At 51.1% G+C, this 18987-nt stretch carries 19 protein-coding genes; 3 read left to right on the top strand and 16 right to left on the bottom strand.

Annotated features, from left to right (window positions below):
- Window positions 1-2: 2 nt before the first annotated feature.
- From rpsF to IC803_RS17225, 5 genes are all read right to left on the bottom strand, one after another.
- On the bottom strand, window positions 3-290 hold the full coding sequence (gene rpsF, locus IC803_RS17245) for a 30S ribosomal protein S6 (RefSeq protein WP_081207963.1): 288 nt from the start codon (window positions 288-290) through the stop codon (window positions 3-5).
- 225 nt (window positions 291-515) lie between these two features.
- Window positions 516-1616 (bottom strand): redox-regulated ATPase YchF, encoded by a 1101-nt coding sequence (gene ychF, locus IC803_RS17240; protein WP_081207964.1) that lies wholly within the window; start codon window positions 1614-1616, stop codon window positions 516-518.
- A gap of 97 nt (window positions 1617-1713) precedes the next feature.
- Window positions 1714-3741, bottom strand: a complete 2028-nt coding sequence (locus IC803_RS17235) for a molybdopterin-dependent oxidoreductase (protein ID WP_081207965.1) — start codon at window positions 3739-3741, stop codon at window positions 1714-1716.
- Window positions 3742-3815: 74 nt separating this feature from the next.
- A complete protein-coding gene (locus tag IC803_RS17230) occupies window positions 3816-4013 on the bottom strand; it encodes a DUF951 domain-containing protein (RefSeq protein ID WP_063167096.1) in 198 nt (65 codons plus the stop codon).
- A gap of 15 nt (window positions 4014-4028) precedes the next feature.
- Entirely contained in the window at window positions 4029-4925 is an 897-nt protein-coding gene (locus IC803_RS17225) for a mechanosensitive ion channel family protein (protein ID WP_081207966.1), read from the bottom strand.
- Window positions 4926-5104: 179 nt separating this feature from the next.
- On the opposite strand from IC803_RS17225, the gene yyaC reads away from it, so the two are divergent.
- The gene (gene yyaC / locus IC803_RS17220) at window positions 5105-5728 is read left to right on the top strand and encodes a spore protease YyaC (protein ID WP_081207967.1); all 624 of its coding nucleotides are present in this window, start codon (window positions 5105-5107) and stop codon (window positions 5726-5728) included.
- Window positions 5729-5807: 79 nt separating this feature from the next.
- On the opposite strand, the gene IC803_RS17215 is transcribed toward yyaC, so the two are convergent.
- The 11 genes from IC803_RS17215 to rpmH form a co-directional block, all read right to left on the bottom strand.
- Window positions 5808-6509, bottom strand: a complete 702-nt coding sequence (locus IC803_RS17215; protein ID WP_081207968.1) for a DUF554 domain-containing protein — start codon at window positions 6507-6509, stop codon at window positions 5808-5810.
- 52 nt (window positions 6510-6561) lie between these two features.
- A complete protein-coding gene (locus IC803_RS17210; protein WP_063167092.1) occupies window positions 6562-7422 on the bottom strand; it encodes a ParB/RepB/Spo0J family partition protein in 861 nt (286 codons plus the stop codon).
- A complete protein-coding gene (locus IC803_RS17205; RefSeq protein ID WP_063167091.1) occupies window positions 7415-8176 on the bottom strand; it encodes a ParA family protein in 762 nt (253 codons plus the stop codon). The genes IC803_RS17210 and IC803_RS17205 overlap by 8 nt, the downstream gene beginning before the upstream one ends.
- A gap of 124 nt (window positions 8177-8300) precedes the next feature.
- Window positions 8301-9146 carry a nucleoid occlusion protein gene (gene noc, locus IC803_RS17200; protein ID WP_063167090.1) on the bottom strand — a complete coding sequence of 282 codons (846 nt, stop codon included), beginning with the start codon at window positions 9144-9146 and terminating at the stop codon, window positions 8301-8303.
- A gap of 151 nt (window positions 9147-9297) precedes the next feature.
- Window positions 9298-10014 carry a 16S rRNA (guanine(527)-N(7))-methyltransferase RsmG gene (gene rsmG / locus IC803_RS17195; protein ID WP_081207999.1) on the bottom strand — a complete coding sequence of 239 codons (717 nt, stop codon included), beginning with the start codon at window positions 10012-10014 and terminating at the stop codon, window positions 9298-9300.
- A 22-nt stretch (window positions 10015-10036) separates the two neighbouring features.
- Window positions 10037-11926, bottom strand: coding sequence for a tRNA uridine-5-carboxymethylaminomethyl(34) synthesis enzyme MnmG (gene mnmG, locus IC803_RS17190; RefSeq protein WP_081207969.1), 1890 nt, complete (start codon window positions 11924-11926; stop codon window positions 10037-10039).
- A gap of 16 nt (window positions 11927-11942) precedes the next feature.
- On the bottom strand, window positions 11943-13331 hold the full coding sequence (gene mnmE / locus IC803_RS17185) for a tRNA uridine-5-carboxymethylaminomethyl(34) synthesis GTPase MnmE (RefSeq protein WP_081207971.1): 1389 nt from the start codon (window positions 13329-13331) through the stop codon (window positions 11943-11945).
- A 280-nt stretch (window positions 13332-13611) separates the two neighbouring features.
- On the bottom strand, window positions 13612-14268 hold the full coding sequence (jag, locus tag IC803_RS17180) for an RNA-binding cell elongation regulator Jag/EloR (protein ID WP_081207973.1): 657 nt from the start codon (window positions 14266-14268) through the stop codon (window positions 13612-13614).
- Window positions 14265-15029 (bottom strand): YidC family membrane integrase SpoIIIJ, encoded by a 765-nt coding sequence (gene spoIIIJ, locus IC803_RS17175; protein WP_081207975.1) that lies wholly within the window; start codon window positions 15027-15029, stop codon window positions 14265-14267. The genes jag and spoIIIJ overlap by 4 nt, the downstream gene beginning before the upstream one ends.
- A 73-nt stretch (window positions 15030-15102) precedes the next feature.
- Entirely contained in the window at window positions 15103-15468 is a 366-nt protein-coding gene (gene rnpA, locus IC803_RS17170) for a ribonuclease P protein component (protein WP_063167437.1), read from the bottom strand.
- 79 nt (window positions 15469-15547) lie between these two features.
- Window positions 15548-15682, bottom strand: a complete 135-nt coding sequence (gene rpmH / locus IC803_RS17165; RefSeq protein ID WP_020961658.1) for a 50S ribosomal protein L34 — start codon at window positions 15680-15682, stop codon at window positions 15548-15550.
- A gap of 475 nt (window positions 15683-16157) precedes the next feature.
- Between rpmH and dnaA the strand changes: the two genes are divergently transcribed.
- Together dnaA and dnaN are read left to right on the top strand one after the other, a co-directional pair.
- Window positions 16158-17510, top strand: a complete 1353-nt coding sequence (gene dnaA / locus IC803_RS17160; RefSeq protein WP_081207977.1) for a chromosomal replication initiator protein DnaA — start codon at window positions 16158-16160, stop codon at window positions 17508-17510.
- Between the two features lie 170 nt (window positions 17511-17680).
- Window positions 17681-18817, top strand: coding sequence for a DNA polymerase III subunit beta (gene dnaN, locus IC803_RS17155; protein ID WP_081207979.1), 1137 nt, complete (start codon window positions 17681-17683; stop codon window positions 18815-18817).
- Window positions 18818-18987 lie beyond the last annotated feature (170 nt).

The raw sequence follows: 18987 nt of genomic DNA, 5'->3' as shown, positions 1-18987 counted from the left end.
AATTATTCTTCTTCTTTCACGACGATATGACGGATGATGTCTTCGCTAATGCGCGCTAAGCGGTCGAATTCTTGCACGGCTTGCGGTTCTGCCATGACGTTGAGAATCATGTAATAACCGTCGCGGTATTTTTCAATTTCATAGGCTAAGCGGCGCTTGCCCCAATCCGTCACATTCGTAATCTCCGCGCCGTTTTCTTTCAGCACATTGTTGAACCGTTCGATGACAGCTTTTCTTGCTTCATCGTCCATGTTCGGGCGGATGATGTACATAATTTCGTATTTTCTCACGCTCGTCACCTCCTTTTGGTCTAAACGGCCCTTCCGCTGAAGGGCAAGGAGCAATAACCATTACTCACATTCGTTGATTATACCATGACTGGTAGCGATAAGCAAGGGAGTGTCTCGCTTTCTGTCCGCGCAAACATCTTCCAGCACCGCTGATGAAAACAGCGCACGAGCGGGAGAATGGTTGCTTTGGCAAATGTGATCCTGTTCCCCGGACATACCGTTATATTACACGTTAAACCGGAAGTGCATAATATCGCCGTCTTGCACTTCGTAGTCTTTTCCTTCGAGGCGCACCTTGCCAGCTTCTCGCGCTGCGGCCATCGATCCGGCGGCAACTAAGTCGGTGTACGAAACGGTTTCAGCGCGAATAAACCCGCGTTCAAAGTCGGAATGAATAATGCCGGCGCATTGCGGCGCTTTCATTCCTTTTCGGAATGTCCATGCCCGCACTTCCTGCTCGCCGGCGGTGAAAAACGTCGCCAGCCCGAGCAAGCTGTAAGCGGCGCGGATGAGCTGGTCGAGTCCAGACTGCTCAATGCCGAGCTCTTGTAAAAACTGTTGTTTTTCTTCGTCGCTGAATTCAGCAATTTCTTCTTCAATTTTGGCGCAGACAACGATGACCTCGGCGTTGTCGTTCTTCGCAAACTCACGCACTTCAGCGACGAACGGGTTGCTGTTTGGATCAACAACGTCCTCTTCCCCGACATTGGCGACGTAAAGCATCGGCTTTGTCGTCAGCAAGTGCAGCTGTTTGACAACCTTCATTTCTTCATCGGCAAATTCGATCGTGCGCGCCGGCTTGCCAGCTTCAAGCGTCTCTTTCAACCGCAGCAAAATGTCGTATTCAAACGCGGCCTCTTTATCTTTTTGCTTGGCGATTTTGCCGACTCGCTCGATTCGTTTGTCAACCGTCTCTAAGTCGGCAAAAATGAGTTCCAAATTGATCGTTTCAATATCGGCGAGCGGATCGACTTTGCCCGCAACATGGGTAATGTCTTCATCGTTAAAACAGCGGACGACTTGGCAAATCGCGTCAACTTGACGGATGTGCGACAAAAACTTGTTGCCGAGTCCTTCGCCTTTGCTCGCGCCTTTGACGATGCCGGCAATATCGGTAAATTCAAAGACGGTCGGCACAGTCCGCTTCGGCTGGAACATTTCCGTCAATACGGTCAACCGCTCATCAGGCACTTCGACGACACCGACGTTCGGTTCAATTGTGCAAAACGGATAGTTGGCTGATTCAGCCCCTGCCTTTGTAATCGCGTTAAACAGCGTCGATTTGCCGACATTCGGCAAGCCGACGATTCCTGCTGTCAATCCCATTCGTTCCACTCCTCTTTCCCGTTCACATCTTCCCTCATTATATGGGCTGGCGCAAAAAATGACAAGCGTGCCGCCGGCCCATCACAAAAAAGCGATTTTAAACCGTTTCCTTTGCTTCCGGCGCGGTTTTTTCAACGTTGACCAAACAGTCATAAAGCGTGCTGCCGCAGCCGTTGTCCGACTCCAAATCCGACGTGAGCACGTTAACCGGCCCGCCAAACGCCCCCCATTGTCCTTCGTCAATATTGATTGTTCCCGGATAGACGCCATCAAGCACTTTGACTGTGCCGATGAGCGAGCCGCGGTCGTTGTAGACGCGCGCTTTATCGCCATCAGTAAGCCCTTTTTCGGCAGCCACATCGATCGCGACTTCGATGCGCACCGTCTGCAGCGCCGGAATGAGCGGATAGTGCTGCGAATGGTTCGACCGGAGCGGGTGGATCGTCAACAGCCGGTACGGATATTTTGCAGCCAATGACGGATTCACCTCTTTTGATTCAGCCGGATACATGATGGTTAGCCGGCCATCTTTCCCTTTTTGTCGGGCGATGCTGGATGTGAACTCATATTTGCCGCTTGGCGTTTGAAAGCGCCGATCGCGCCATGGCACCGGTTCGACAGGCAAAAGCACGCGGTGCTCGGCTTTCAGCCGCTCAAGCGTAATGCCGTATCGCTCTAAAGGATGGAGCGCCATCTCAAGAAACTGCTCACGCGTATAAGCGAACTCAGCGCCAAAGCCGAGGCGATTCGCCAACTCCGTCCAAATCCACAAGTCCGGCTTCGCCTCGCCCGGTGGATCAACAAGCTTCGGCCCATAGTTCACATACGCATGGTACATCGACGAACAATACACGTCTTCCTCTTCAAACGAAGCCGCTATCGGAAGAACGTAATCAGCCGCTGCAGCCGTATCGGTCATGAACTGCTCAAACACAACGACTGTCTCAACGGAAGCGAACGCCTTTTTCACTAGGTTCGTGTTCGGCACTTGGGCGAGCGGATTGCCGCATGTGACAATCACCATGCCAATCGGCGGATCGTTCGCCTGCAGTATTTCCTCCGCCTGTTTCATCATCGTCCACGTGCGCGACGCGGTCTTCCGTTCTGGAAGCGTCAACATAGACTTATCAAAACTTTCGCTCACTTGCAAGTTGCCAAAATTCGCTCCCCCACCGGGAATGCCGACATTGCCGCTCACCGCGACAAGGGCGTCGATCCAGCGGATCGTATTGCCGCCGTTTGCATAACGCTGCATGCCAAGACCAAGGTATGTCGCTGTCGGCCGGTCGCCATAAAGCCGGGCGAGCTCTGTCATCACATGGCGGCTGACGCCGGTATGCCGCTCGATTTCCTCAAATGAAATCGTCTGCAGCACTTGTTCGACGTCGCGAAATCCGATTGTATGCTGCTCGATAAAGGAACGGTCTTCAAGCCCGAGCCGAAGCAGCTCTTTCATAATGCCCATCGCCAAAAAAGCGTCCATTCCTGGTTTCACACATACGTACCGATCAGCGATGCGCGCCGTCGGTCCGAACAACGGATCAATGACGACGATCGTCACGCCGCGCTTTTTCGCTGCAAGCAACCGTTCAAATAAATGCATGTTCGTTCGGGCAACGTTTCGCCCCCAAATGACGATATGGCGGCTGTTGTCGATATCTTCCGGCGCATGGCTGTACGCGTTGCCAAAATCCCACGTTTGCGCTTCAATCCCCGCGCCCCAGCAAAGGCTGCCGACAAGCTCTGTCACGCCGCCATAGCAGTTGAAAAAGCGTCGGTCCAAATTTTTCAGCAGCCCGTTATTGGCGTAATCATGACTATGGAGCACCGCTGTCGGACCGAACCGTTCTTTTAACTCTCGCATTTTCCCGGCGATGTCATCGAGCGCTTCTTCCCATGAAACACGGATCCACTGCCCATTTACTTTTTTCAGTGGATAAAGGAGGCGTTCTTTAGCGTTCACCCGCTCTTTCAACATCCGCCCGCGCCCGCAAATGTTCCCTTTCGTGATCGGGTGTTGTTCATCGCCGTCAATACGCACGATGTTTCCATCCTTCACCGTCACTTTCAGCCCGCATACGTCCCAGCAATTGAGCGGGCACGACGTCACATGTGTTGTTTCCATTGTTTCCCCTCTTTCCCCTCTTCATGAACAAAAGAGCATGGGACAACTGCCCATGCTGTGTTGGCTCGCTTTCTTTATTCCCCATGTTTGACTAGCACTTTTTTCATTTTGCGGATAAACTCTTTGCGCGGCAAAAGAACGCTATGGGCGCACCCTTCACATTTAATGCGGATATCGGCGCCTAAACGGATCACCTTCCAGCGGTTCGTCCCGCACGGATGCGGTTTTTTCATTTCGACGATATCGTATAAACCAAATTCTTTCTCCTCCATCCGCTCACCCCCATGTTACAACGATTGTTCTCTTTGCGGCTTCGCCGCCGACTGTTCCTCTCCATCGCGGCGGTGCAGCACGAGTCGTGGATACGCAATCTCGATCCCCCGCTCGTCTAAAAGCATCTTCACCTCTTTGCGAATGGCCCTTCCTACACCGATATGGCGCATCGGTTTCGTTTCACACGTAATGCGGAGCACGACTTCCGGACCGGTTACATTTTGCACGCCGAGCAGTTCCGGCGGTGCGACCATATCTTCATATTTTGCCGGCAGCTGCGGCAGGAGTTCGCGAATCGCTTGCTCCGCCGCTTCAATATCCTCTTCGTAGGCGATGCTGACGTCCACAACTGCCAAGCTGTTGTGAAGCGAATAGTTCGTCACTTGCGTGATGCTGCCGTTTGGCAAAATGTGCACTTCTCCAGTCCAACTTTTCATTTTCGTCACCCGCAGCCCGATCTCTTCCACGTACCCTTCAAAATTACCGATGCGAACGTAATCGCCGACCGCAAACTGGTCTTCAAAAATGATGAAAAACCCGGTGATGATGTCTTTCACTAAGCTTTGCGCCCCGAAGCCAACGGCCAAACCGACGACCCCCGCCCCGGCCAGCAGCGCTTTAACGGGAACACCAAACGTATCTAAAATCATCAATAGCGCAATAAAATATAGTACGTACGTAATGACATTGTCGAGCAGCCGCGCTAACGTCATCTCCCGGCGTTCCGAAATGCGAATCGGCGCTTTTTGGCGCACTTTAAACGCATTATGGACGGCCATTTTCAACACTTTCACCGCTATGGCGCATATGAGTAGGATAAGAACAATCTTAAGCGCCCCTGTTCCGATCCGAATCCACAGCTCCTCATCCGTCAAAAACTCGAACAAACGACTAGCCGTTCTTTCAATCATACTCAATGTTGGCGACACCTCTATCTTTTTTCAGTCTGCGCTTTTTATTTTAACAAGACAGACCGTTAATTTGTAGTCATGCACCGGACGAAAAAGAAAAACAAACGTCAACATGTATATCATTCTTTCATTTTCCGTATACTGTTAATACTTTTGAATCGAAAGTAGGAGTGAAGCGAATGAGCATACCGTCGATATTTTTCTCTTCCAAAGAGGAAAGAGATCGCGTTTTTTACGATGAACAAGGAGCGGCGTCCTCGATCGCCTGGCGGATCTCCGCGCTGCTTCCGGATCCGCTCGTCCAGCCAGTCGCCATCGTCTGCATCGGCACGGATCGTTCGACCGGCGATTCACTCGGACCGCTTGTCGGCACGATGCTGAAAGAGAAGCCCTTGACCCGCTTTCACGTATACGGAACGCTTGAGGAACCGATCCACGCCGTCAACCTAGAAGAAAAAGTAGGAGCCATTCAACTCATTCATCGCGATCCGTTTATGATCGCAGTCGATGCTTGCCTCGGGCGGCTGAAAAGCGTCGGCGCCATCACCGTCGCCAAAGGGCCGGTTCGCCCTGGAGCCGGGGTGAATAAGCAGCTTCTTCCCGTCGGCGACGCCCATATTACCGGAGTAGTGAATGTGAGCGGATTTATGGAATTTTTCGTCCTGCAAAATACGCGCCTTCATCTCGTCATGAATATGGCCAAAACGATCGCCAACGGCATTTATGAGGCGGAGCGGCATCTCATCCGAAAGGAGCGGCTCGCCGCCCATCCGCTTCCAAAAGACCGCCATTCATTATGGTAGGCGGCCAATCCCCCTCTTGACAGGCGATTCAAGAAGGGGATTTCTTTTCTCCTCGCCTGAAAGGAGGCAGCCGCAACGGCTAAGCGAACGAAAGAAGGAAAACAGCTGCCGCCGTTACAAGAATGCTCGGAAGCAAATTGGCCACACGAATGTTCGTCAAACCGAGCATGTTCAGTCCGATGGCCATAATTAAAATTCCCCCGGTCGCTGTCGATTCAGCGATGAACGAATCTAACACTTCCCTTGGCACAAACCGCTCGATTTGCGTCGCCAATAAAGTGATGCCGCCTTCGTATATGACCACGGGCAACGCAGAGAACATGACGCCGATGCCAAGCGTCGTCGTCAAAATGACGCTCGCAAAGCCGTCCAAAATCGATTTCGTATACAAGACGCTATGATCGCCGCGCAACCCGCTGTCGAGCGCCCCAACAATCGCCATCGCACCGATGACAAATAACAATGTCGCGCTGACAAACCCTTTCGCAATGCTTCCTTCCCCGTTGCCGCCAACTTTCTTCTCGAGCCATTGGCCGAGCCGGTTCAGCTTTTCTTCCCAGTTCCAAATCTCCCCGAGAATGCCGCCGAAAACAAGACTGAAAATGACGACGAGAAACTGCTCGCTTTTCATTCCCATCTGAATGCCAAGAAGCGCTACCGCCAGCCCGATGCCTCCCATTACCGTCTCTTTTACCCGTTCGGGAATCCGGTGAAACCATATCCCGATCAAAGCCCCGACAACAATGCTCATCCCGTTGACAATCGTTCCTAGCAATACCATGCTGTTCAATCCCCTCTAGCAAAAATAGATCGGCCTTTATTAAGGGGCCGCTCTACTCATCGAACTGCACGTCGAGCAGTTCCAATATTCTCTCTAAGTCTTCCGGAGAAAAAAACTCGATTTCGATTTTCCCTTTTTTCTTCGTCTGTTTAATCGTGACGTTCGTGCCGAATTTTTCGCGCAACAACGACTCGCTTTCCCGAAGAAACACGCTTTTTTCCGGCGGTTTCCGTTTCGATGTTTCACGTGAAACATTTTCGTTCATTTGCTGGACCAGTTTCTCGAGCTGACGGACGTTCAGCCCGTCGCGAACCGTTCGCTCGACGATGAACTTCATTTTTCCTTTTTGCTTCAGCCCTAAGAGCGCCCGACCGTGTCCCATCGACAGCTTGCCGTCAACGAGCAGCTTTTGTACTTCCGGAGGAAGCGACAATAGGCGCAAATGGTTGGCAATGTGCGGGCGGCTCTTCCCGACGCGGCTGGCGATTTCCTCTTGAGTCAAGTGCAGCCTGTCCATCAGCATTTTATACGCCATCGCTTCCTCGATCGGATTTAAATCCTCACGCTGCAAGTTTTCCAAAAGAGCAAACTCCATCATTTGCTCGTCCGTTAACTCGCGCACGACAACAGGGACCGACGGCAAATTCGCCTCCTTCGCCGCCCGGTAGCGCCGCTCGCCAACGACGATTTCAAACCCTTTCGGCGAACGGCGGACAATGAGCGGTTGCAAGATGCCGTGCTGCAAAATGGATTGTTTCAGCTCCTCAATCGCCTCGGGCTGAAACGTTTTCCGCGGCTGATACGGGTTCGGATGGAGATCAGAAATGCTTACTTCGAACACTGTTTCCTCTTTCCCGTTGAGCGCGAGATTGTTAAACAGCGCATTGATGCCTTTGCCGAGACCTTTAGCCACGTTCAAGCACCTCCTTCGCCAGTTCCAAATACACTTCCGCTCCCCGCGATTTGACATCGTACAAAATAATCGGCTTGCCGTGGCTTGGCGCCTCACTCAGCCGCACGTTTCTCGGGATGATCGTTTCGTACACCTTTTCGCGGAAGTACTTTTTGACTTCCTGGATGACTTGCAAACCTAAATTCGTCCGTGCATCGAGCATGGTCAACAAGACGCCTTCAAGGCGCAAATCGTAATTGAGGTGCCGCTGCACGAGTCGGATTGTATTCAGCAGCTGGCTGAGCCCTTCAAGCGCATAATATTCGCACTGGACAGGGATCAAGACAGCATCCGCCGCCGTCAACGCGTTTAACGTCAGCAGCCCTAGCGAAGGAGGACAGTCAATAATGATAAAATCATAGACAGCTTTGAGCGGCTCGAGCGCGTTTTTGAGCCGGATTTCGCGGGAGATGACCGAAACGAGCTCAATTTCTGCACCTGCAAGCTGAATCGTCGCCGGAATCACGTATAAGTTTTCAATGTTCGTCGGGCGGATGACATCTTTTGCTTTCATATCGCCAATAATGACGTTGTAAATGCATTCGTCAACATCCCCCTTTTCAATGCCGATTCCGCTCGTTGCATTTCCTTGCGGATCAGCGTCAACAAGCAGCACTTTTTTTCCGAGATGCGCCAAACAAGCCGACAAGTTGACGGCTGTCGTCGTTTTTCCGACTCCGCCTTTCTGGTTCGCAATCGCAATGACTTTGCCCACGGTGCCACCTACCTCTACCTCTTACTCATAAATTCTATTTTATCATGAAAAGAAGAAAAATGACTTTGTTTTCTGAAAGAAAAAACCCCATCAGCCGCGCTTGATGAGGCAAAAGATAACTCCGTTATTTTTTGGCGATGCGGATTGTAATTTGATAATAATCGTCAAACTCTTCTTCTTCGGAATGGACCGACACCCCGCTATTTTCCACCATGGAAAGCGATTGGCGGATCGTATTGACGGCGATGCGCATATCGCGGCTGAACGCCTTTCGCTTCGGCTTCGGCTTTCGTTCGCCTGCTTCGAGCATCTTTAACACCCGGTCTTCCGTCTGTTTGACGTTTAATTGTTTATCGATGATTTCTTGCAGCAGCTTCAACTGTTTCTCTTTATCTTTCAACACGATTAACGCACGCGCATGGCGTTCAGTGATCATCCGCTGCAAAAGAGCCTCCTGCACTTCTTGCGGAAGCTTGAGCAGGCGCAGCTTGTTGGCGATGGTCGACTGCCCTTTGCCGAGGCGCTGGGCGAGCGCTTCTTGCGTTAAATCATGGAGCTCGATCAACCTCGCATACGCCATCGCCTCTTCGATTGGCGTCAGTTCCTCACGCTGCAAGTTTTCAATGAGGGCGACGGAGGCGGTTTCTTTATCGTTTAAGTTTTTAATAATAGCGGGGATTTCCGTCCAGCCAAGCTTTTGCACCGCCCTCCATCTCCGCTCGCCGGCGATGATTTCAAATTGTCCGTTTCCGCATTCGCGGACGACGATCGGTTGAATGATGCCGTGCGTCCGAATCGTCAACGCCAGCTCGGCAATTTTCTCTTCATCAAACACCGTGCGCGGCTGAAAACGGTTCGGGATAATGCTGGCAACCGGAATGTGGCGAACTTCCTCCCTCTCTTGCTTTTCCCCCGCCTCTTCTTGCTCTTTTTCTCCAAAGCTGAACAAGCGTGAAAACGGATGCTTCATCCCCCTACACCACCTTTGGACATACTTGGCCAAGTTCTCTGTTTCGCCCGGCAGGCGCCGCTGGCCATCTTTGTTTTCCTCAGCACGGGACGCAGGGCGGGATCCGCACAGCCCCTTTTCCCTCTGCCTCTCCCGCCGCGCCCGCAAAGGGTTACTGAATCGGTTGTTTGCTTGGCGTCCCCGGTTTGCGCGGGTATTGGGCCGGCGTCTTTTTCGTTTTATGGACGAAAATAACCGTCCGTTCGCCCTCCTCAAACGGCAACGTGAACGTTTTCACCGCTGCCACTTCCCCGCCGAGCACGGCGATCGCTTTTTTCCCCTCTTTCAACTCTTCAGGTGCCGAAGCAGCTTTCATCGCGATGAATGTACCGCCGACTTTCACAAGCGGAAGGCAAAGTTCAGCAAGCACCGGCATGCGCGCTACCGCCCTGGCCGTAACGACGTCGAACGATTCACGCATCCCCTTTTCGCGGGCAAACGTCTCCGCGCGATCGTGATAAAGGGCGATATCCGTGAGCCCCAGCTCTTCGGCAAGATGCTGCAGAAAGCGGATGCGTTTTTGCAGCGAGTCGACGATCGAAACGCGCAAGTGCGGAAAACAAATTTTCAGCGGAATGCTCGGGAATCCTGCCCCAGCGCCAACGTCGCAAAGCGAGAACGGCTCGGAAAAGTCGTAATAAAAGGCCGGAGAAACGGAATCAAAAAAATGTTTCACATACACGCCGGGCTTGTCCGTAATGGCGGTCAAATTCATCTTCTCGTTCCATTCGACGAGCAGTTCATAATAGCGCTCAAACTGCGCAAGCGCCTGGGAAGAGAGGGAAATTCCCCTCTCTTCAAGCATGGCTTGAAATTGTGTCGCCTCCATAAGCCAATCCTTTCCCTCATGTTTATTCATTCGACACGCGCGCGATTCTTCCTTGTTCCAAATACACTAATAATATCGAAATATCGGCCGGATTGACGCCGGAAATACGCGATGCTTGGGCAATCGAGAGCGGACGCACTTGTTTCAGTTTTTGCCGCGCTTCGGTCGCCAGTCCTTGGATGGCGTCGTAGTCGATATCTTCCGGGATTTTTTTGTTTTCCATTTTTTTGAGCCGTTCGACTTCTTGCAGCGATTTTTGGATATAGCCTTCATATTTGATTTGAATTTCGACTTGCTCGGCGACCTCTGGAGCGATGTCTTCGCCAGCCGGAGCGAGTTTTTGGATATGTTCGTACGTCATTTCCGGACGCCTTAGCAGATCAGCGGCGCGGATGCCGTCTTTCAGCTCGCTTCCGCCCGCCTGGCGGATGACTTCCTGCACCTCTGGCGTCGGTTTAATGATGACCGTTTGCAGCCGTTTTTTCTCCCGTTCGATCGCCTCTTTTTTCGCCAAAAATGCTTGGTACCTCTCTTCGGAAATTAGGCCGATCCGATGCCCGAGCTCGGTCAAGCGCAAATCGGCGTTGTCGTGGCGGAGCAACAGCCGATATTCGGCGCGCGATGTCAGCAGGCGGTACGGCTCGTTTGTCCCTTTTGTCACCAAATCGTCGATCAAGACCCCAATATAAGCGTCCGAACGGCTTAAAATGATTTCCTCGCGGCCGAGCGCGCGATGAGCGGCGTTAATACCGGCCATAATCCCTTGACCCGCCGCTTCTTCGTAGCCGGATGTGCCGTTAATTTGCCCGGCGGTGTACAAGTTTTTCACCAGCTTTGTTTCCAACGTCGGCCATAGCTGTGTCGGCACGATCGCATCGTACTCGATCGCATAGCCGGCCCGCATGAGCTGCGCCTTCTCGAGCCCCGGAATGGTTTCAAGCAGCTTGCGCTGGATATGTTCCGGCAAGCTTGTCGACAGCCCTTGCACGTAGACCTCTTCCGTTTCCCGTCCCTCCGGCTCGAGGAAAATCTGGTGACGCGGCTTGTCGTGGAACCGGACGACTTTATCTTCGATTGATGGACAATAGCGCGGTCCGGTTCCTTTAATCATGCCGGAGTACATCGGCGACAAATGCAAATTTTCATCGATGATTCGGTGCGTTTCCTCTGTCGTATACGTCAGCCAGCACGGCAGCTGGTCGGTGATGTATGTTGTCGTCTCGTACGAAAACGCCCGCGGCTCTTCATCGCCCGGCTGAATTTCTGTTTTGCTGTAGTCGATCGTCCGGCTGTTGACGCGCGGCGGCGTGCCTGTTTTGAAGCGGACGAGCTCGAACCCAAGCTCTTCTAAATGCTCGGACAGCTTGATTGACGGCTGCTGGTTGTTCGGTCCGCTTGAATATTTAATGTCACCAATAATAATTTCCCCGCGCAGAAACGTCCCGGTCGTAATGACAACCGCTTTGGCATAATAATGGGCTCCTGTTTGCGTAATGACGCCTTTGCAGACGCCATCTTCAACGATGAGCCGCTCAACTTTCCCTTGCAGCAGCGTCAAATTTTCCTCATTTTCGAGCGTCTTTTTCATTTCCCGCTGGTACAGCACTTTGTCAGCCTGCGCCCGCAGCGCGCGGACAGCCGGACCTTTGCCGGTGTTAAGCATCCGAATTTGAATGTATGTTTTATCAATGTTTTTCCCCATTTCTCCGCCGAGAGCGTCGATTTCGCGCACGACGATCCCTTTCGCCGGTCCGCCAATCGACGGGTTGCATGGCATAAACGCAATCATGTCGAGGTTAAGCGTAATGACGAGCGTTTTCGCCCCGATGCGCGCCGCCGCCAAAGCCGCCTCACAGCCGGCGTGGCCGGCGCCGATGACGATGACGTCATACGATCCTCCGTGATACTCCATTTCGTTTCCTCCTTGCTTATTTTCCTAAACAAAATTGGGCAAACAGCTGATCAATCAAGCTTTCGTGCACTGTATCGCCAACGATTTCGCCAAGCAGCTCCCACGCCCGGCGCAAATCGATTTGAACGAGATCGACCGGCATGCCGGCGTCAATGCCGGAAAGCGCATCATCGATCGCTTTTTTCGCTTGCTCGAGCAACGCGATATGGCGGGAATTCGAGACGTAAGTCAGGTCGCCGGCTTCTAGTTCACCGCCAAAAAATAAATCGGCGATTGCTTTTTCGAGTTCATCAATCCCTTGTTCGCGCAATAGTGATGTTGCCACAATCGGCCGGCCGGCCGCAAGCTCTTTGACCCGTTCCATATCAATATTTTGGGGCAAGTCCGTTTTATTGACGATCACGATGACATCCATTCCCTCTGTCATCGCAAACAGCCGCTCATCCTCTTCGGTCAGCGGTTCATGATAGTTCAAAACGAGCAAAATTAAATCGGCACGCCTCAACATTTGCCGCGAGCGCTCAACGCCAATTCGCTCAACAACATCTTCTGTTTCACGGATGCCGGCGGTATCGATCAAGCGGAGCGGCACGCCGCGGACGTTGACATACTCTTCGATGACATCGCGCGTCGTTCCCGGGATATCGGTGACGATCGCCCGGTTTTCGTGAGCGAGCGCATTTAGCAGCGATGACTTGCCGACGTTTGGCCGTCCGATAATGACCGTCGCCAAGCCTTCGCGCAAAATTTTCCCTTGGGCAGCGGTCGAAAGCAGTTTTTCAATTTGTCCGCGCACGTATTCTGCCTTCTCCTTCAGCAGACGCGGCGTCATCTCCTCGACATCATCGTATTCGGGATAGTCGATGTTGACTTCAACGTGCGCCAGCGTTTCTAAAATAGTCTGCCGCAATTCGCGAATTAATTTCGACAAGCGCCCCTCCATTTGCTGCAAGGCGACGTTCATCGCGCGATCCGTTTTGGCACGAATCAAGTCGATGACTGCTTCAGCTTGAGATAAGTCGATGCGCCCGTTTAAAAACGCCCGCTTCGTAAACTCCCCCGGCTCAGCGAGACGCGCTCCGTTCGCGAGCACAAGCTGCAACACCCGATTCACGGAAACGAACCCGCCATGGCAATTAATTTCTACTACATCTTCGCGCGTAAATGTTTTCGGCGCCCGCATGACCGATACCATGACTTCCTCGACGGTTCGTCCGCTTTTCGGGTCAACAATATGACCGTAATGAATCGTGTGTGACGGCACGTCTTTCAGCCGCTTTCCGGTCAGGCTGCGGAAAAGCCGGTCGGCGATTTCTATCGCCTCATCTCCGCTCAGGCGAACGATGGCGATCGCCCCTTCCCCCATCGGCGTTGAAATGGCGGCAATCGTATCAAATTCTGTCATGGCTTGTTCACCTCGCTTTTTCTCCGTTCCATCTATATCCACAGCTTTTTCGCCGTATTCACCTTGTGAATTTTTGCTTAGTTCAATTTTAACTTATCCACATGTGAATAACAATACGGCACGCTTCTCCTGATTGTCTAAAATATATATGGCCGCTGCGAACCAAAACGCGCAGTTGTTCACACCGGGGCCATGTTGCGTTAGACATAAACATACAAGCATCCCGCCGCTTATAAAAACGGAAGTCAAAACAAAAAAAGAGAGGCCTCCTCTATGTGGTTTAGAGAGGTGCCTCTTTCCTTGACGGTTTTTTTCCTACGGCGGGCGAAACGACGATCGAACGGTGCGGATCAGCTCCAATCGAGTAGGTGGAGACATGTTTATGACCGGCCAGTGCCGCATGAATGATTTTTCGCTCATGCGCCGGCATCGGTTCAAGCTTGACTTCTTTCCCTGTCTTGGCCACCCGGGCTGCCAGCTTGTGTGCCAATTCGACAAGCGCCTGTTCTCTTCGTTCGCGATAATTTTCTACATCGACGGCGATCGACACGTATTGATCAGTGTGGCGGTTGGCGACGAGCTGCGCCAAAAACTGAAGCGCGTTTAACGTTTGTCCGTGTTTGCCGATCAGCAAGCCGATCGGCCCCCCTTGGACGCAGAGCGTTACTTGTTTGCCGCGACGGACGGCCTCGACGTTTGCCCCTTCCGCACCCATTTGCACGATAACTTGTTGCAAAAAACGCACTGTCTCCTCAACCGGATCGATTTTCAGCACCGCTTTCACAACCGCCGGCCGGCCGCCAAACAGGCCGAACCAGCCTTTTTTCCCTTCATCGATTACGACGATGTCCGCGCGCTCCCGAGGCGCACCGAGCTGTGTGAGCGCCAGCTGCACCGCTTCTTCGACCGTTGCGGCAGTCGCGGTAACTTCCTTCACTTTTTCGCTCCTCCTGGATGGGCAGAAACAGTCGGCCCTTTAATGAGATACGTTTGCACGATGGAGAAAATATTTCCGACAACCCAGTAAAGCGACAAGGCGGCCGGGAAGTTGATCGCAAAAATGACGATCATAATTGGCATCATCCAAAGCAGCATCGCCATTTGTGGATTTTGCTGAGCCGAGCCGGCCATCATCATTTTTTGCTGGATAAACGTCGTCACTCCAGCGATCACCGGCAAAATATAGTACGGGTCCTTTTCGCCAAGGTCAAACCATAAAAAGTTATGCTGGGCGATTTCCCTTGTGCGCATAATGGCATGGTAGAAACCGATTAAAATCGGCATTTGAATTAAAATCGGGAAGCAGCCAGCCATCGGGTTGACGCCGTGCTTTTGGAACAATAACATCATCTCTTGCTGGAGCTTTTGTTGGGTTTGCGCGTCTTTAGAACTGTATTTTTTGCGCAACGCCTCGATTTCAGGCTGAAGCGCTTGCATCGCCTTCGCATTGCGCGTCTGTTGAATCATCAGCGGCAAGATGAGCAGGCGGATGAGAATGGTAACGACAATGATCGACAGCCCGAAGCTTCCGCCAAGCATCTCGGCGACGTATTTAATAAGCCAAGAAAGCGGATAAACGATATACTCGTTCCAAAACCCCTTGCTTTCTGGGGTGATCGGTTCATTAATCTCCGTGCATCCAGACAACATGGCAGCCAATGCACTGAGCAATACAATGAATGTAATTCGCCTTTTCACCTTCTTTTTCCTCCCACATGTACAAGTTCATGTATGTATTTTACCACCTTTTTTTGCCGCGTGGAGCATTTTTTCAAGCCGAATCCGACGTTCGGCCTCCCTTTTTCAACCCCCCGGCTTTCCTCAGCACATGGACCAAACTCTTTTTTACTTCGGCATAGCCCATTTCAGCCGCAGGCTGTCTCGCGATAATGACATAGTCCTTGCCAGGAACGACCTGTTCCTTTAACTCAAGAAAACATTGGCGGATGTATCGTTTAATTTGGTTTCTGACAACGGCTTTGCCAAGCTTTTTGCTGACCGAAAGCCCGATGCGAAAGTAAGGCTGCTCCGGGCGGTCAAGCGTATACACGACAAACTGCCGATTGGCCGTCGAAACGCCCCGTTGAAACACTTCTTGGAATTCCTCGTTTTTTTTGATCCGATACTTTTTTTTCATTTTCCCGAAACACTCCATTTGCCTAATTTCCGGGCGGCAAAATGTTGAGAAAAAAGACCACTGATGCTTCAGTGGCCTATTATGCAGACAATACTTTTCTTCCTTTGCGACGGCGACGCGCCAATACTTTTCTCCCATTTTTCGTGCTCATGCGCGCGCGGAATCCGTGCACTTTGCTGCGCTTCCGTCTATTTGGTTGATACGTCCGTTTCATCTATGACACCTCCCTAGGGAATAACTGTTACGGGCAGTCTTTCTCATTATATTGAACAATCTTAGCAAATGTCAACCGCCTTCGCATTTTTCTTGCCTTCATCAGCAGTGTGGATAATTTTTCTCCCTTAAATAACAATCCACAACATTTATCGACATTTTTTTCACACGTTCAACCATGTGGATAACGATTTTTTTCACAACCAGTGCGTTTTGTGGATAATCAAAAAATTCCGTTGCAACAAGCCGCTTTATTTGCTATTATTATTGTGTTTTCACTATGAATAACCGTGTGGATAAAAAAAGATATCCACATTTTGTGGATAGACTGTGGATATATTTTTGCACAGCTTGTTTATAGTGTTGTCCACAGATGGTGGATTTTGTCGAAAAGCCGCCTTTTTTCCTTAATATATTTTTTCCACAAATTATTTTTTAAACGAACGATTATCCTCTGACCAAGGGAGGGGCAACGGGTGGAAAATATCCATGATTTATGGGATCGCGTGCTCGGGGAAATCGAACGGAAAATCAGCAAGCCGAGCTTTGAAACTTGGCTCAAATCGACGAAAGCCCACTCTTTACGAGGTGACACGCTCGTCATCGTAGCCCCAAACGAGTTTGCTAGAGACTGGCTTGATTCCCGCTATTCCCATTTAATTGCCGAAACGATTTACGCGATTACCGGCGAAGAGCTGGCGGTCAAATTTATCATTCCGCCAAACCAGGCTGACGAAGAATTGGAGTTTCCACCGTCGGCGAAAAAACAGCGAAAGCCGTACGAAGAGGCGAACGACTTCCCACAGAGCATGTTAAATCCAAAATATACGTTCGACACGTTTGTCATCGGCTCTGGCAACCGGTTTGCTCACGCCGCCTCGTTAGCGGTCGCTGAAGCCCCGGCCAAGGCGTATAATCCCCTCTTCATTTACGGCGGAGTCGGGCTCGGAAAAACACACTTAATGCACGCGATCGGCCATTACGTAATCGAACATAACCCGTCCGCGAAAGTTGTCTATTTGTCTTCGGAAAAATTTACAAACGAGTTTATTAACGCCATCCGCGACAACCGCCCTGACGACTTTCGCAATAAGTATCGGAATGTCGATGTTCTGCTGATTGATGACATTCAATTTCTAGCTGGAAAGGAACAAACACAGGAGGAATTTTTCCATACGTTTAACACACTGCACGAGGAAAGCAAACAGATCGTCATTTCGAGCGACCGGCCGCCAAAAGAAATTCCGACGCTTGAAGATCGCTTGCGCTCGCGCTTTGAGTGGGGGCTGATCACGGACATCACGCCGCCCGATCTGGAAACGCGGATTGCCATTCTTCGCAAAAAGGCGAAGGCGGAGGGGTTTGACATCCCGAACGAGGTGATGCTTTACATCGCTAACCAGATTGATTCAAACATCCGTGAACTCGAAGGTGCTCTCATCCGGGTCGTCGCCTACTCATCGCTCATCAATAAAGAAATCACGGCTGACTTGGCAGCCGAGGCGTTGAAGGATATCATTCCGAGCGCGAAGCCGAAAGTCATTACGATCCAAGACATTCAGCGCGTTGTTGGGCAGCATTTCAACATTAAGCTCGAGGATTTTAAAGCAAAAAAACGGACAAAATCGGTCGCGTTCCCCCGGCAAATCGCCATGTATCTCTCCCGTGAGCTGACCGACTGTTCGCTGCCGAAAATCGGCGACGAATTTGGCGGCCGCGATCATACGACGGTCATCCATGCCCATGAAAAAATATCAAAGCTTTTACAAACCGACACGCAGCTGCAAAAACATATAAAGGAAATCCAAGAAAAGCTGAAGCAACTGTGAATAACCAGTCTTGTTTTATGCACAGCTTATCCACATGTGGACAGGCTGTGCTTGCTTCGCTTTTCTTGCTTATCCACATACTAACAAGCCATACGACTATTACTATGATTTTTATTTTTATATTTTTATAATTTATTTCCGAACACCAACAAAACGGGGAGGAACGACAAGTGAACATTTCCATTGACCGCGAAGCGCTGGTGAAAAGCGTCCAAGACGTAATGAAGGCTGTATCGACGAGAACGACGATCCCGATTTTAACCGGAATTAAGCTGACGGCAACCGCCCGCGGAGTGACGCTGACGGGAAGCGACTCTGACATTTCGATTGAGTCGTTTATTCCGCTCGAAAAAGAAGGACGCTTGCTTGTTGATGTAAAAAGACCAGGAAGTATCGTACTGCAAGCGCGCTTTTTTGCCGAAATCGTCAAGAAGCTGCCCCAACAAACGGTTGAAATCGAAACCGAAGACAACTTTTTGACCGTCATTCGCTCGGGCCACTCGGAATTCCGTCTCAACGGCTTAAACGCTGAGGAATATCCGCGTTTGCCGCAAATTGAAGAGGAAAACGTGTTTCAAATTCCGGCTGATTTATTAAAAACGGTCATCCGACAAACCGTATTTGCCGTATCAACATCGGAAACGCGCCCAATCTTGACAGGTGTCAACTGGAAAGTCGAAAACGGCGAACTGATTTGTACGGCAACAGACAGCCATCGCCTGGCGATGCGCAAGGTGAAAATCGAAGCGGAAAACGCTGTTTCGTATAACGTTGTCATTCCGGGGAAGAGTCTCAACGAACTAAGTAAAATTTTAGATGACGGCAGCGCTCCGGTCGATATCGTTATTACGGCCAACCAAGTGTTGTTTAAGGCGGAACATCTTCTATTCTTTTCTCGGCTGCTTGACGGAAACTACCCGGAGACAGCCCGCTTGATCCCGAGCGATAGCAAAACAAACATGGTCGTCAATGCAAAAGAATTTTTGCAAGCGATCGATCGGGCGTCCTTGCTTGCAAGGGAAGGAAGAAACAACGTCGTGAAGCTGGCGACGCTCCCAGGAGGATTGCTCGAAATTTCTTCGATTTCTCCAGAAATCGGAAAAGTGACTGAGCAGCTGCAGACTGAATCGATTGAAGGTGAAGAATTAAACATTTCCTTCAGCGCAAAATACATGATGGATGCGCTGCGGGCGCTTGATGGCAACGATATTCAAATCAGCTTCACAGGGGCGATGCGGCCATTCTTATTGCGCCCGCTCCATACGGACTCGATGCTTCAGCTTATTTTGCCGGTAAGAACGTATTGATTCCGCAGCCTTGCGCGCATAACGGGTGCGCTGTCTTGAGCATGGCTCTTTCTATGCCCGATGGGGAGGATGGGAACGTTTGTTGTCCTCGCTCATCGGCTTTCTTTGCGAGTGGAAGAGTTTTTCGGTAAAATAAAAGAATAGGCAGTTTGAAGGAAAGCGAGCGATAC

The organism is Geobacillus sp. 46C-IIa, from assembly GCF_014679505.1.
In the GTDB taxonomy this organism is placed as follows: Bacteria; Bacillota; Bacilli; order Bacillales; family Anoxybacillaceae; genus Geobacillus.
Note: the sequence above shows the minus strand (reverse complement) of the source record. Positions and strands in the feature narration are given on the sequence as shown.

What these genes read in the sequence shown, in the direction of transcription:
- ychF (WP_081207964.1), bottom strand. Translation starts at nt 1,616, where the DNA reads ATGGGATTGACAGCAGGAATCGTCGGCTTGCCGAATGTCGGCAAATCG.
- IC803_RS17235 (WP_081207965.1), bottom strand. Translation starts at nt 3,741, where the DNA reads ATGGAAACAACACATGTGACGTCGTGCCCGCTCAATTGCTGGGACGTA.
- IC803_RS17230 (WP_063167096.1), bottom strand. Translation starts at nt 4,013, where the DNA reads ATGGAGGAGAAAGAATTTGGTTTATACGATATCGTCGAAATGAAAAAA.
- IC803_RS17225 (WP_081207966.1), bottom strand. Translation starts at nt 4,925, where the DNA reads ATGATTGAAAGAACGGCTAGTCGTTTGTTCGAGTTTTTGACGGATGAG.
- yyaC (WP_081207967.1), top strand. Translation starts at nt 5,105, where the DNA reads ATGAGCATACCGTCGATATTTTTCTCTTCCAAAGAGGAAAGAGATCGC.
- IC803_RS17215 (WP_081207968.1), bottom strand. Translation starts at nt 6,509, where the DNA reads ATGGTATTGCTAGGAACGATTGTCAACGGGATGAGCATTGTTGTCGGG.
- noc (WP_063167090.1), bottom strand. Translation starts at nt 9,146, where the DNA reads ATGAAGCATCCGTTTTCACGCTTGTTCAGCTTTGGAGAAAAAGAGCAA.
- rsmG (WP_081207999.1), bottom strand. Translation starts at nt 10,014, where the DNA reads ATGGAGGCGACACAATTTCAAGCCATGCTTGAAGAGAGGGGAATTTCC.
- mnmG (WP_081207969.1), bottom strand. Translation starts at nt 11,926, where the DNA reads ATGGAGTATCACGGAGGATCGTATGACGTCATCGTCATCGGCGCCGGC.
- mnmE (WP_081207971.1), bottom strand. Translation starts at nt 13,331, where the DNA reads ATGACAGAATTTGATACGATTGCCGCCATTTCAACGCCGATGGGGGAA.
- rnpA (WP_063167437.1), bottom strand. Translation starts at nt 15,468, where the DNA reads ATGAAAAAAAAGTATCGGATCAAAAAAAACGAGGAATTCCAAGAAGTG.
- rpmH (WP_020961658.1), bottom strand. Translation starts at nt 15,682, where the DNA reads ATGAAACGGACGTATCAACCAAATAGACGGAAGCGCAGCAAAGTGCAC.